Annotated in this window: 10 protein-coding genes; 5 read left to right on the plus strand and 5 right to left on the minus strand. The window is 74.5% G+C overall.

Annotated features, from left to right (window positions below; all coding sequences use genetic code 11):
* Positions 1 to 84: 84 nt before the first annotated feature.
* The 5 genes from ACZ4IF_RS19295 to ACZ4IF_RS19315 all read right to left on the minus strand — a co-directional run bounded on the left by ACZ4IF_RS19295 (position 85) and on the right by ACZ4IF_RS19315 (position 8267).
* A complete protein-coding gene (locus ACZ4IF_RS19295) occupies positions 85 to 4797 on the minus strand; it encodes a hypothetical protein (RefSeq protein WP_467564351.1) in 4713 nt (1570 codons plus the stop codon).
* Positions 4798 to 4835: 38 nt separating this feature from the next.
* Positions 4836 to 5714 carry a hypothetical protein gene (locus ACZ4IF_RS19300; protein ID WP_426681752.1) on the minus strand — a complete coding sequence of 293 codons (879 nt, stop codon included), beginning with the start codon at positions 5712 to 5714 and terminating at the stop codon, positions 4836 to 4838.
* The gene (locus ACZ4IF_RS19305; protein WP_467564354.1) at positions 5711 to 5854 is read right to left on the minus strand and encodes a hypothetical protein; all 144 of its coding nucleotides are present in this window, start codon (positions 5852 to 5854) and stop codon (positions 5711 to 5713) included. The genes ACZ4IF_RS19300 and ACZ4IF_RS19305 overlap by 4 nt, the downstream gene beginning before the upstream one ends.
* 88 nt (positions 5855 to 5942) lie before the next feature.
* Positions 5943 to 7469, minus strand: coding sequence for a hypothetical protein (locus ACZ4IF_RS19310; protein ID WP_467564356.1), 1527 nt, complete (start codon positions 7467 to 7469; stop codon positions 5943 to 5945).
* 93 nt (positions 7470 to 7562) lie between these two features.
* The gene (locus ACZ4IF_RS19315) at positions 7563 to 8267 is read right to left on the minus strand and encodes a GntR family transcriptional regulator (RefSeq protein ID WP_359503442.1); all 705 of its coding nucleotides are present in this window, start codon (positions 8265 to 8267) and stop codon (positions 7563 to 7565) included.
* A gap of 379 nt (positions 8268 to 8646) precedes the next feature.
* On the opposite strand from ACZ4IF_RS19315, the gene ACZ4IF_RS19320 reads away from it, so the two are divergent.
* The 5 genes from ACZ4IF_RS19320 to ACZ4IF_RS19340 all read left to right on the plus strand — a co-directional run bounded on the left by ACZ4IF_RS19320 (position 8647) and on the right by ACZ4IF_RS19340 (position 13178).
* Entirely contained in the window at positions 8647 to 9966 is a 1320-nt protein-coding gene (locus tag ACZ4IF_RS19320; protein WP_467564358.1) for an MFS transporter, read from the plus strand.
* A gap of 14 nt (positions 9967 to 9980) precedes the next feature.
* Positions 9981 to 10823, plus strand: coding sequence for a putative hydro-lyase (locus ACZ4IF_RS19325; RefSeq protein WP_467564804.1), 843 nt, complete (start codon positions 9981 to 9983; stop codon positions 10821 to 10823).
* 38 nt (positions 10824 to 10861) lie between these two features.
* Entirely contained in the window at positions 10862 to 11620 is a 759-nt protein-coding gene (locus ACZ4IF_RS19330) for a LamB/YcsF family protein (protein WP_467564360.1), read from the plus strand.
* Between the two features lie 74 nt (positions 11621 to 11694).
* Positions 11695 to 12312 carry a 5-oxoprolinase subunit B family protein gene (locus tag ACZ4IF_RS19335; RefSeq protein WP_467564806.1) on the plus strand — a complete coding sequence of 206 codons (618 nt, stop codon included), beginning with the start codon at positions 11695 to 11697 and terminating at the stop codon, positions 12310 to 12312.
* The gene (locus ACZ4IF_RS19340; RefSeq protein ID WP_467564362.1) at positions 12309 to 13178 is read left to right on the plus strand and encodes a 5-oxoprolinase subunit C family protein; all 870 of its coding nucleotides are present in this window, start codon (positions 12309 to 12311) and stop codon (positions 13176 to 13178) included. Before ACZ4IF_RS19335 ends, ACZ4IF_RS19340 begins: the two co-directional genes overlap by 4 nt.
* The last annotated feature ends 170 nt before the right edge of the window (positions 13179 to 13348 follow it).

Here is a 13348-nt window from a genome sequence, read left to right on the forward strand (position 1 = left end):
CCCCCCCCCCCGCGCGGGGGGGGGGGGGGGGGGGGGGGGGGGGCCGCCCCCCCCCCCCCCCCCCCCCCCCCCCCCCGCCACGGCTCAGGGCTGCGGAGTGCTCGGTGCGGGACGCTTGTACATCCGCGTCGCCGTGATCTCGCTGTGCACGGCCTCCCCCGCCTGTGCCTGCTGCGGCAGTCCCGGCCGCAGGTGCTCCTCCACGCTGATGTACTTCAGACCGGCACGCAGGTCGGCGTCGTTGCGCAGCCGGATCACCAGCGGGAACTCGGCGAGGGCCGTCGTGTCGAACAGGCCCGTGGTGTACAGGAGCTGGACGCCGAGCGCGTCCGAGACGGCCCGCTGGAGCTCCAGCAGGTACGTCGCGTTGGCGCGGCCGATGGGGTTGTCGAGGAAGAGCGTGCCGGCGTGGCGGTGCTTGTCGCGGCCCCGGTCGTTGCTGCGCAACGCGGCCATCGTGCAGTACAGGGCGATCGCCGCGGTGAGCAGCTGTCCGCCGGAGAAGACGTCGCCCATCTGCCCGACCGGGACGCGCTCGGCGCGCAGCACCGCGTCCGGCTTGAGGATCTCGACGGCGATGCCCTTCGGCTGGAGTGCCGCGCTGACGCCGCGCAGCAGCAGCGACATGCCGTCGCGGCGCATGTCCGAGTTCTTCCTGACCGCCGCGCGGGTCGCCTCGTCGACGACCTCGCCGAGCCGCTCGGTGAGCGTGGCCTGGTCGGGCTCCTCGAAGCGGATCCGCAGGAACTCCTGTCCGGACCACTCGCCGAGCCCTTCGGGGAGGCGGGACAGCCGCTGCGCGGACCGCAGGGTGGCGAGCGACGACTCCACGAGCCCGCGGAGCCGGTCCACGATCGAGTCGCGATTGCGCTCCAGCTGCGCCAGCTCGTCGGTCAGCACCCGCAGCCGGGGCGCGAACGCGTCCGCCCACTTCTGCGCGTGCTCCGGCAGCGCGGCGGCGGGAAGCTCGCGGATCTGCTGCCGCGCGGGCGTGCGCACCTGCTCGTACCGCGTGGAGTTGGCATGCCGTACGAGGACGTCACCGGCCTCGCGGACGGCGGACTCGGCGGCGGAGAGGTCGGCGGCGCAGCCACGCAGCGAGCGGCGGGTCTCGGCGGCGGAGTGGCGTGCCTCTTCGAGCGTGCCGGGGTAGGGCTCGGTCTCCTCCTGCTCCTCGTCGCCGTGCTCGCGCAGGAGGTCCCTGAGCAGGGCGGAGGTCTCGTCGAAGCCGCCGGCCGCGTCCTCGGCGGCGCGGTGGGCGGCGAGCAGTTCGGCATGGGCCTCGCGGGCCTGGTCCAACGCCTCGACACGGGAGGTCAGTTCGCCCGTGGCGGTGCGCAGCAGGCTCTGCGCGTGCTCGGCGTCGCGGGGCAGCAGTTCCTCGGGCAGCCGGGTGTGGGCCTCGCCGTCCTCGGGCGCGTGCCGCTCTGCCTCGCCGCGCAGTCGTCCGAGCTGCTCGCTCGCGGTCGACATGCGGGTCTCCAGGAGCTGCACGAGTTCCTCGGCACGGGCGGCGGCGGCCTGCCGGGAGGGCCCGTCGGAGCCGTCGGGCGATTCGAGGAGCTGTGCCGCGCGCGTGCGTACCTTGTTGCTGAGCCGGTCCAGTTCCGCGAGCGCGGCACTCTCGTCGCTCTCGGCGCGGGCCTGCTCGGCGCGGAGGTCGGCGCCGACGCCGACCTTCTCGTACAGCTGGGAGGCTGCGCGGTAGGCCTCGCGCAGCGCGGGCAGCGGGGACTGCGACGCCGCCGTCTCGTCCTCCGGCACGTCATCGGGGGCGCCGGCGATCTCCGCGCGCTCGGCGCGCAGCGCGCGGGCCGTGCGCCGGGCGTCGTCGGCCGCGCGCTGGGCGGCACGGCGGTCCTCGTCGGCGGCGCGGGCGCGCTCCAGGCAGACCTGGGCGCGAGCTTCCGACTCCGCGGCCTCGTCGGCGAGTTCACGGACCTTGACCTGCCAGCCGGCGCGCTCACGCAGCCGGAACGCCAGCCCGGCGAGCGCGTCGGCGGCACGCCGGGCACGCTGCGCGGCCTCCTGGCGTTCGTCGCGCACGTGGGCCGCTTCGGCCGCGGCCTCGTCTGCCTCCGCCCGGACGGTTCGCGCCTCGGCCAGCTCCGCCTCGGCCTCGTCGGCGAACGCGCGTGCTTCCCCCGCGGCCGTCGCGAGCTCGGTGAGCCGCCCGGCCGGGCACCCGGTGCGCCAGGACGCGAGGCGTGCCGCCAGCTCTCGGTCCTTGGCGAGCCGCCCGGCCAGGACGCGGATCTCCTCGTCCCGCTGGGTGGCGCGGCTGCGCAGCGTCTGCCGCTCCTCGTCGGCGGCGTGCTCGTCGTGCATGGCCGGGTTCGGCGGTACGAGGAAGACTCCGCCGTCTCCCCCGTCGGGGGCCGGGGTGGGGGCGAGCAGCGCGGCGGCGGTGCCGACGGCCACGGCCGAACGGGGCAGCAGCGCGGCGTCGCCGAGCACTTCGCGGGCGCGCGCGTGCGTGTCCGGGTCGGTGATGATCACGCCGTCGACCAGCTCCGGGCGGGCGGCGAGCACGCGCGCGTGGTCGGCGGGGTCGACGGCCTGGGCGAGATAGCGCCAGCCGGGCAGGGCGGGGATGCCGTGTTCGCCGAGGTACTCCACGGTGGCGAGCACGTCGGGGCCCGGCGGCAGCAGGCCGCCGTCACCGAGGGCGCCGAGGATGCGCGCGTCGTCCGCGGCGGCGGTCCGCAGCTCGAACAACTGGCGCTCGGCGGTGGCGACCCCGTCGTCGAGGAGCTCGCGGAGCTCGTCGGCGTAGTGGTCCAACTCGTGCGGGGCCAGGGGGCTTTCGGTCGTTCCCCAGTTCTCGTCCGCGCCGCTCTGCCTCGCCCCGGCACCGTCTTCCTTGCCGTGGCTGACACCGCCGCGGGCGCCTTCGGCCGGGCCGTCGCCGGTGCGGGGCACGGGCACGGTGCCGCGGACCGTGCGGGCGGCGCCCGGCAGACCGAGCAGCTCGGCCAGCCGCTCCTCCTGGGCCAGTGTCTCCGCCGTACGGCGCTCCGCCTCGTGGGACCGCTCGGCCGCCGTGGCGGCGTCCGCCGCGCGTGCGGCCGTCAGTTCCGCGCGGGACTCGGCGGAGGCCGCCTCGCGGGCGTGCTCGAAGGCGCGGCGCGCGGCCTCGCGTGCGGTGTCCCAGGAAGCGACGGCCGTCTTCTCGGCGTCGCTGGCGGCGAGCGCGGCGCGGGCCGGGTCGGCGTCCGGGGCGCTGTCGTCGAGCCAGCCGGCGCGCACCGCCTCGGCGGTCTCCTGCTCGACCTCGGCGAGGCGCTGGCGCAGATGCCCGACCTCGCTGCGGGCGCGCTGTGCCGCGGTCGCGGCGGCGGTCGAGTCCGCGTAGGCCGTCTCGCCGACCTCCTGAAGACCGGCCGAACGCTCCTCCTCCTCGTTGGCGAGGGTCTCGGCGCTCTCGGCGGCGCGGTGCAGGGCGCGGACCAGGTCGACGGCGGCCTTGGCGCGCGCGGCGAGCGCGGGCGCGGCGTCGCGTTCGGCCTCCCGGATCGCGGCGGCCACGCGCGCGGAGCGGTCGGCGGCCGCCCGGTGCCGCAGCACGGCCTCGGCGGCCTGCCACGCGGAGTGCAGGGTGCGCGCGTCGGCGAGCTCGCGCTTCTGTGCCGTCGCGGACTTCTCGGCTCCGGCCAGCGCCAACGAGGCGTGCCGGTAAGCGAGTTCGGCGGCGATCAGGGCGCTGCGCTCGCGGGCGCCCTCGGCGTGGGTGACGGCGTACGCGGCGGCGGTCACGCGCTGGGCGAGCTCCCCGGCCCGCACGCGCTCCTGCACGGCACGCGCGGACAGCCGGCGTGCCAGTGTCCGGGTGCGCCGCTCCGCGCCCGCGTGGATGTCACGCGCGCGTGCGCGCGCTTCGCTCGCCTCGACGATCCGCCCGAGGAGCTCGACGGAGCCGGCCGTGAAGTCGCGCTCGGCGATGAGTTCGGCGCGGCGCCCCAGCTTGTTGCCGAAGCCGCCCACCAGGTCGGCGAGTCCGTCGGTGTCCCGGGTGTCGGTGACCGCGCGGAGCAGCAGGTCGGTGAAGTCGGAGTCCTTCTTGACCGCGAAGAGGCCGGCGGCCTCACCCTCGTCGGCGTTCATCTCCCGCTGGTAGCGGAAGAGTTCGGGGTCCAGGCCCAGGTCGCCGAGGTGTTCGTTCCACCGGTCGTGGATGTCCTCCCAGTGCACTTCGAGGTGCGGGTAGGCCTTGCCGGCCTCGGTGATCGCGTCCCGGAAGCCCTTCATGGTGCGGCGTCGTCCTTGCGCCCCGGACGCGCCCTCCGCGGGCGGGCGCACGGCGGTGGATTCGGCGACGGGCAGATTGTCCAGGCTCAGTCCGGGGCCGGGCCGGAAGGAGTACCAGGCCTCGGCGAACTTCCGCGGGTCGTTGGAGACCTGCCGTCCGCGCCATTCGCTGGCCTTGCCGACCACGACGCACTCGCCGGTCAGCGTGTGCTGCCACTCCAGCGCGACGTGCCCGCAGTCGTCGGCGAGCAGGAACTTGCGCAGGACGCCGGAGCTGGCGCCGCCGAGGGTGTTGCGGTGGCCGGGGAGCATCACGGAGAAGATCAGCTTGAGCAGCACCGACTTGCCGCCGCCGTTCTCCAGGAAGAGCACGCCCGCGGGAGCGGGCCGGCGCGGCGGCCCGACCGGCTCCTCCTCGAAGAACTCCGCCTGGATGGGCGCGGGGTCGGGCACGGGCTCGCCGACGCCCCGCAGGTCCAGCACGGTGTCGGCGTAGCGCGCACCGGCAGGCCCGATGGAGTAGAGGCGGACCCGGGACAGCTCGTACATGGCGGCGGACTCTCGTAGTCGTGAGGGGGGTGAGTCGGTCAGGAGTGGAAGGGCAGTCCGGCGTCGGCGGCCAGCTCGAGGTCGTCGGTGTCCTCGGCGGGCATCAGGGTCGCGGTGCCGTCGGTCACCGGGACGACGCCCAGTTCCAGGAGCTCGGCCATGGCCGCGCTCCCCGCCATGTCGCGGACCTGGAGCTGATAGCGGGCCGTCGTGCGGTAGGTGCCTCCTGCGTCGTCCCCGGTGCGCTGGAGGAATCCCGAGTCGGTGAGGAAGGCGGCCGCCTTGCCGACGATGCCGGTGGTCGAGCCGGCCAGTCGTCTCGCGTCCTTGGTGGCGCCGGTGGAGCTGCGGCGCGCCCAGATCCGCCAGGCCGCCTCCAGACCCGGGGCGTCCGTCGCCGGGTCGGTGTTCTCGCCCTGGTCGCCCGCCCGCTCCTCCAGGCGCCGGCAGGCCTGTCGGACGAACGCGTCGACGCCGTTGACCGAGACGCGTCCGATGTATCCGTCGTCCGCGAGGTCCTCGGGGCGGGGGAAGGCGAGGGCGGCGATCGCGAGGTGGGCGAGCCCGTGCAGGAAGCGGTCGCCGGAGTCGGCCGACGCGCGGCGGGCGTAGTCGCCCATCCGGACGGCGAACACGGAGTCCTCGGCGGCGGTCACCGCCATCCCCGCGCGCGGGGAAACCTCCAGCACCACCAGCCCGAGTCCGGCGGCCACGGCGTCGGCGAGCCGTGCGAACGGCGGGTCCTCGCGGTAGCGGCGCAGCAGCTCGGTGTACTCCTGGTCGCGGGCGGGCTGGAGCTTGGGCTGGAGCCCGAAGGCGACGAGCCGCGCCGCGTCGGCGGCGTCGGCCGGGGTGACGGGGGCGTGCGCCGGAGCGGCGGTGGCCTCCGCTTCACTCCACTCGACGTGCTCGGTCACGGCTGGGGCTCCTTGGTCGGCTGGTGCTTCATCACGTACGTCAATGTCAGGGGGCTGTCGCCCGGTGTCTCGTGCGGCTTGCGCCGGGCCGCGTGTCCGATCCGGTCCTGGTCGCTCGCACGGCTCCCCACCGGCGTCACGCGGGCTCCGGCGCGGGGCCCGGCGCCACGTCCGGGCGGGGTCAGTCGGGCGTCGGTCCGGTCCCGCGTCCGGCTGCGGTCCGGCATCTCATGCGGCTTCCGCGCGGTCCGCCGCCATCCCCGCCGCGTCCAGCAGGGCGGTGCCGACGATGAGGTCGGCGCCACCGAACTCCGGGTCGTCCAGCTCCGTGCCGTCGTCCACCGCGAAGAGCAGCTTCTCCTCGCCCTGCCGATAGGCGGTGCCGACCGGCGGGCTGGCCGCGTGGACGGCCAGCAGCGCGACCAGGTAGGGCAGTTCGGGGTCGCGGCGGCGGGCTTCGGCGAGGAGTCCGGACAGGCGGCGCGGCGCGTCCGCGGGCAGGTCGAGCAGCTCCTTCGCACAGGCGAGCTGCTCCTCACTGAACCGGCTGTCGTCCGGGGTGGCGATCAGATCGGGCTCGGGCATCTCGGCGCCGAGGTGTTCCCGCTCCAGGGGCGGGGTCAGGAGCAGGTCGACGAGATCCCCGACGCGTACGGCGACGGGGGTGCGCAGTCCCGTCCCGCGGGCGAAGAAGGCGTCGGTGACGCGCAGTGCCTGCTCCACCGGCAGGGGCAGTACGGGGGCGACGAGATGTCCGTACAGGTCGATGCCGGACGTCGTCATGGGGGTCGCGAAGGCCTGCCGGTCCTGCTCCGCGCGGAACAGGGGGCCCGCCTCCAGCAGCCGGGACTGGAGCTGGGTGTGCCTGCGGATGCAGTCCTTGACGATGTCGACGAGTTCGGCGGCCCGCCGCTTCTGCTCCGGATCCTCGGACTCGTCCCGGGCCTTGCGGATGTTGGTGAGGATCGCGTTCTCGTGGCGGTACCGGTCGGCCACGTGGTCCAGCGCCTCGGCGATCATGTCCGGGACGGCCTGGAGCCAGTCGACGGCCCGCACATTGCGGCGGGTCGCGTCCAGCGCCCGGCGGAGCGTCTCGGAGTACTGCACGGTGCGGTAGCGGGCCTGCTCTGCGGCGAGCTGGGCGTCCGCGAGCCGGCCCCTGCTGATCAGCACCTCCAGCTTGACCTCGGCGGCGATCTGCGCGCTGGTGACGTCGGTGTCGAGGGCGCCGACGAGGACGTTGACCGCTTCGTCGGTCGTACGGAGGTAGACGCTGCCGCCGTACCCGGGCACCTCCTCGATCAGCTTGAAGTCGTAGTCGCGGCGGACGTAGGAGCCGTCGGGCGCGAAGGTGCCGTACACCGCGCGGAAGCCGCGGTCGACACTGCCGACGTTGATCAGGTTCTCCAGGACCCAGCGGGCCACGCGCTCGTGCTCGGCGACGGGCCGCCGCGGGGCCTGGGCGGCGATGCGCGGGATGAGCCTGGCCACTATCTGGTCGTGGTCGGCACCCGTGTCGAAGTCCATGTTGAGTGTGACGAGGTCGATCGCGGCGAGGGCGATCTCCGCCATTCCGTAGACCGTGTACTCACCCGCGAGATTCGCCTTGCGTGCGTCGAGGTCGTGCAGCGGCGCGGTGCAGGCGAGCGCGCGCAGGCGCCGCGCCAGGCCCTCGTCGGCGGCCGGGCCCGGCGCCGGGCGCGGCCCCGCGCTGAGCTGGGGCGGAACGCTGTCCGTCGATGCAGGCGAAGTCACGGTGCACAGACTAGGTCCTCGGTCCGACAACGGTCGAAACGACGCAGATGCGACCGGCGGTCACGACGGGCACGGTGGTGGCCCCCGGCCCGGTCAGGCGGTGCCCTGCGCCGCGTCCGCCACCCGCCGCCCGTACACCTCGACGAGGCCTCTGAGCGAGTCGTCGAGGTAGACCGAGAGCAGTTGCTCGGCGCCGTCCCGGTCGCCGTCCTGGAGGGTGCGGAGGATGTCACGGTTGCGGACGAGGTAGGGCTCGTGCAGCCGCCGGGGGTCGTCCACCACATGGAAGGCGAGGCGGAGTTCGGCGAAGACGCTGCGCATCAGCTCGTCGGTGCGGTCGCTCCCGGCGAGCGCCACGAGCTCCCGGTGGAAGTGGATGTTGGCGGTGGAGACGCCTTTCCAGTCGCCCTCGCGTGCCGCCCGCTGCCCGTCGGCGACGGCGTGGGCGAGGCCGTCCACGGCGTACGGCGGCTCGCCGAGACCGCGGACCACGGCGCACTCGACGAGGGAGCGGGTGCGGTAGATGTCCTCGACGTCGTCGACGGTCAGCACCCGCACGAAGACGCCGCGGTTGAGCTCGTGGACGAGCAGCCGCTCGTGCGTGAGCAGCCGGAAGGCCTCCCGCAGGGTGTTGCGGGAGACACCGAGCGCCCCGCCGATGCTGTCCTCGGACAGCCGTGTGCCGGGCGGGAAGAACCCGTCGGCGATACGGCTCCTGAGGATGTCCGAGACTCGCTCGGCGGTGCTGGTGCGGCCCAGCAGGGCGCGATCGTCGGCCAGTCCCGTCAGCTCTGCCATGCCCGGAATTCAATCGCAGATACAAGAACGAAACAACATGGGTATTGAGGGATCGTTCAACGATCCTCTACCTTGACGGTCAGGCGTCATCCGCTCGGTCGCACCGCACCACCGGAACAGTTGCGGGCAAATCGCCCATAAAACCGCATAGATGTTGCTCGCACGGCTGCCGGCGCACTGGCAGCGCAGCCACGAACCGCACATGCACGCACCTGCTCGCACCACCGCACACGCCAAGCCGCAGGACTCGCACCCGCACCGCCCGCACGACCGCGCACGGCAAGCCGCAGGACTCGCACCCGCACCGCTCCGGCGTCCGCCGCCGCGCGCCGCACCGCTCAGCCCAAAGCACCCTCCGTCCCCTCACTGTGAGGTGCCCATGAGCACAACCCCTCCGTCCCAGGCCCTGACCCCCGACGCCCGGCCGGGCGCACCCGAACCCGCCGATCAGGACGGCGCGTTCGGCTGGCTGCGGGCGCTCGGCCCGCGGGGCCGCCGCGCCTTCGGCGGCGCCTTCGGGGGCTACGCCCTCGACTCGTACGACTACTTCACACTGCCGCTCAGCATGGTCGCGCTCGCCGCGTACTTCGGCCTGGACAGCGGCCAGACCGGCCTGTTCACCACGGTCACGCTGGTCGTCTCGGCGATCGGCGGCGCGGTCGCCGGCGTCGTCGCGGACCGCATCGGACGCGTGAAGGCGCTGCTGCTCACCGTGGCCACCTACGCGGTGTTCACCGTGGCCTGCGGCTTCGCGCCCAACTACGAGACGCTGCTGGTGTTCCGGGCCCTTCAGGGCCTCGGCTTCGGCGGCGAGTGGGCGGTCGGCGCGATCCTGGTCGCCGAGTACGCGAGCCCGCGCCACCGCGGCCGTACGCTCGGCGCGGTCCAGAGCTCCTGGGCCGTCGGCTGGGGGCTCGCGGTCGTCGTCTACACGCTGGTCTTCCAGTACGTCGACGACGACCTCGCCTGGCGCGTGATGTTCTGGACCGGCGCACTGCCCGCACTGCTCGTCGTCTGGGTCCGCCGCAAGGTGCAGGACGCCCCCGAGGCGGCCGCCCAGCGCGAGAAGAGCGCCCGGAAGGGCTCGTTCACCGCCATCTTCAAGCCCGCCGGCGCCGACGGTCCCGGCCTGCTGCGCACCACGTTCTTCGCTGTCCTGCTCTCCACCGGAGTCCAGGGCGGCTACTACACGCTGGCCACCTGGGTGCCCACCTACCTGAAGACGGAACGCGGTCTGTCCGTCGTGGGCACCGGCAGCTACCTCACGTTCCTGATCTCCGGGGCCTTCATCGGCTACCTCACCGGCGGTCACCTCACCGACAAGCTCGGCCGCAAGCGCAACATCCTGCTCTTCGCGATCCTGTCGGCGGCCTGCATCCTCGCGTACGCGAACATCCCCAGCGGCGCCGACGACCTGCTCCTCGTGCTCGGTTTCCCGCTGGGCTTCTGCATGTCGGCCATCTTCAGCGGCTTCGGCTCGTTCCTGAGCGAGCTGTACCCGGCGGCGGTGCGCGGCACGGGGCAGGGCTTCACGTACAACACCGGGCGTGCCGTGGGCGCGGTCTTCCCCACCACCGTCGGTTTCCTGGCCGACAGTTGGGGCGTGGGCGGCGCGCTGGTGTTCGGCGCGATCGGCTACGCCCTCGCCGCGGTGGCCCTCGTCGGGCTCCCCGAGACGCGCGGGAAGGAGCTCCGGTGAAGGACACCCTCCAGGTGCACCCGTCGGGTCTCCCCGGCCGGCAACTCCGCGCAACGGGCGCGCCCGACCACGACGGCCACGCGCACGCGTGGACGCCCGGGCAGGCGCGGGCCCGCTTCCGTTCGGGCCTGTCCGCGCCCACCGCGGGGGTCGCCGCGGGCCACACGCAGGCGAACCTCGTCTCGGTCCCCGCCGACTGGGCGTACGAGATGCTGCTGTTCTGCCAGCGCAACCCCAAGCCCTGCCCGGTGCTGGACGTCACCGAGGCCGGCGCCTGGACCACCCCGCTCGCCGAGGGTGCCGACCTGCGCACCGACCTTCCGCGCTACCGGGTGTGGGAGCACGGCGAGTTGGTCGACGAGCCGACGGACGTGCTGGACCGCTGGCGTGGCGATCTGGTGTCCTTCCTCATCGGATGCAGCTTCACCTTCGAGTGGGCGCTGAGCGAGGCGGGGGTACCGATGCGCCACATCGAACAGGGCCGCAACGTCTCGATGTACGTGACGGCACGTCAGTGCCGGCCCGCGGGGCGGCTGCACGGCCCGATGGTGGTGTCGATGCGCCCGGTCCCTCCCGAGCACCTGGCAGCGGCGATCAGGGAGAGCAGTCTGCTGCCCGCCGTGCACGGCGGGCCGGTGCACTGCGGTGAACCGTCGGGGCTGGGCGTCGAGGACCTCGCACGCCCCGACTTCGGCGATCCCGTCGACTTCGCGCCGGACGACATCCCGGTGTTCTGGGCCTGCGGTGTGACGCCGCAGGCTGCCGTGATGGCCTCCCGACCCCCTTTCGCGATCACCCACGCACCCGGCCGGATGTTCGTCACGGACACCCGTGACGAGCAGTACCGCGTGGCGTGACGCGACCCACGACGACCGCAGAGGAGGGACCGCTCCCCATGACCCCGATCGATCTCAACGCCGACCTCGGCGAGGGCTTCGGCCGCTGGCGGCTGACCGACGACGAACAGCTGCTGTCCGTCGTCACCAGCGCCAACGTGGCCTGCGGCTTCCACGCCGGGGACGCCGCCACCATGCGGCGGGTGTGCGCGCTGGCGGCCGAGCGCGGCGTGCGGATCGGTGCCCAGGTCTCCTACCGGGACCTGGCGGGGTTCGGACGGCGCGCGATGGACGTGCCGTCGGACGAACTGGCCGCCGAAGTGGCGTACCAGATCGGCGCCTTGGAGGTCTTCGCGCGCGCGGCCGGGGCGCGTGTCGCGTATGTGAAGCCGCACGGCGCGCTCTACAACCGTGTGGTGCACGACGAGGAGCAGGCGGCGGCGGTCGTCGAGGGCGTCCGGCTCGCGGACGCCGCCCTGCCCGTCCTCGGCCTGCCGTCGTCCCGCTTCCTGAAACTCGCCGAACAGGCCGGACTGCCCACCGCCACCGAGGCGTTCGCGGACCGCGCGTACACCGAGGAGGGCACGCTGGTGCCGCGGGGCCAGGACGGCGCGGTCATCACGGACGCCGAGGCCGTGGTCGAGCGCTCGGTGGGGCTGGCCCGCCTCGGTGAGGTGAACGCCCTGTCCGGGACCCGCATCCCGGTCCGGGCACGCTCCCTGTGCCTGCACGGGGACACCCCGGGCGCGGTCGGCCTGGCCCGCCGCGTGCGCGAACGCCTGGAGTCCTCCGGCGTCCGCGTGGAGGCGTTCGCATGACGGCCGCACCCCTCGGGGAAAGCTCCGCCCCGTCCGCCGGGACCGGGATCGCGGCCCGGCCCCCGGGGGACGGCGTGCGGGCGCTGCCCGTCGGGGAGAGCGCCCTGCTCGTCGAGGTCTCCTCCGGCGACGCCGCCCAGGCTCTGCACGCGGAGCTGCTGCGCCGTCGCGCCGAGGGGTCCCTGTCCGTGCGGGAGATCGTGCCGGCGGCCCGCACCGTCCTCCTGGACGGTGTGGACGACCCCGTGGGACTGGCCGCACGGCTGCCCTCGTGGCACGTCCCGCCGCTGCCCGCGCGCGCGGACGGCGCCGTCGAGATCCCGGTGCGCTACGACGGCCCCGACCTGGCGGACGTCGCGACTCTGTGGGGTGTCGACGTGCGGGAGGTGCCCGCGATCCACGCGGCGGCCGAGTTCCGGGTCGCCTTCTGCGGGTTCGCCCCCGGCTTCGGCTATCTCACGGGGCTGCCGTCCCGGTACGACGTGCCCCGCCGGACGACCCCGCGCACGGCGGTCCCGGCGGGTTCCGTGGCGCTCGCCGGCCCGTACACGGGCGTGTACCCGCGTTCCTCGCCCGGCGGCTGGCAGCTGATCGGCACGACGGACGCGGTGTTGTGGGACCACGCGCGCGTGCCCGCGGCGCTGTTGACACCGGGTGCCCGCGTCCGCTTCGTCCCGGCGGAGCTCCCATGACGGACCGTGCCCTGTCGGTCGTCCGATCCGGAGCCCTCACCACCGTCCAGGACGAGGGCCGCCCCGGTCACGCGCATCTCGGCGTGCCGCGTTCCGGCGCGCTCGACCCACCCGCGGCGGCACTGGCCAACCGGCTCGTCGGCAATCCGGCGCAGGCGGCCGTCCTGGAGACGACGCTCGACGGCTGCGCCCTGCGGCCGCGTTCGGCGGTCGTCGTGGCGGTGACGGGAGCGCCGTGCCCGGTGACCGTGGACGGCCGTCCCGCCGCCTGGGGTGCGCCCGTGCAGGTGCCCGCCGGGGCACTCCTGGACGTCGGCTCCGCCCGCGCGGGGCTGCGCAGTTACGTGGCCGTCTCGGGAGGCGTGGCCGTGGAGCCGGTCCTCGGGAGCCGTTCCACCGACCTCCTCTCGGGCCTCGGCCCGGCGCCCCTCACGGACGGCACGGTGCTGCCCGTGGGCCGGCCCGGCGTGCTCCACGCGCGCGTGGACGCCGTCCCGCACGTCGCGCCGCCCTCCGAACTGGTGCTGCGCGTGACGCCCGGTCCGCGCGACGACTGGTTCACGGCGTCGGCGCTGCGCACCCTCACCACACGCCCGTACCGGGTGTCCTCCGCGAGCAACCGCATCGGCCTGCGGACGGACGGGCCCTCGCTGGACAGGGCCGTGTCCGGCGAACTCCCGAGCGAGGGCCTGGTCCTGGGCGCCGTCCAGGTACCGCCGGACGGCAGACCGGTGGTGTTCCTCGCCGACCATCCGACCACCGGCGGGTACCCGGTGATCGCGGTCGTCCGCGGCGCCGACCTGCCGGCAGCCGCTCAGGCGGTGCCGGGCACGCCGGTCCGCTTCACGCCCGTACGCCGCCGCTGAGCACGCGGCCGACGAGCGCGGGCACGCCGCCGAGGCGCGGCCGCACGCCGCCACCGAGCACCCTTACGCCGCTGCCGCGCGGTCGCGCACCGACGCCCGGCATCCCTACGCCGCTGCCGCGCGGTCGCGCACCGACGCCCGGCAGCCATGCTCCACCCCGGGAAGGTCGC

This window comes from Streptomyces sp. NPDC025784, from assembly GCF_055558435.1.

What these genes read in the sequence shown, in the direction of transcription:
- ACZ4IF_RS19295 (WP_467564351.1), bottom strand. Translation starts at nt 4,797, where the DNA reads ATGTACGAGCTGTCCCGGGTCCGCCTCTACTCCATCGGGCCTGCCGGT.
- ACZ4IF_RS19340 (WP_467564362.1), top strand. Translation starts at nt 12,309, where the DNA reads ATGACGGACCGTGCCCTGTCGGTCGTCCGATCCGGAGCCCTCACCACC.
- ACZ4IF_RS19315 (WP_359503442.1), bottom strand. Translation starts at nt 8,267, where the DNA reads ATGGCAGAGCTGACGGGACTGGCCGACGATCGCGCCCTGCTGGGCCGC.
- ACZ4IF_RS19320 (WP_467564358.1), top strand. Translation starts at nt 8,647, where the DNA reads ATGAGCACAACCCCTCCGTCCCAGGCCCTGACCCCCGACGCCCGGCCG.
- ACZ4IF_RS19330 (WP_467564360.1), top strand. Translation starts at nt 10,862, where the DNA reads ATGACCCCGATCGATCTCAACGCCGACCTCGGCGAGGGCTTCGGCCGC.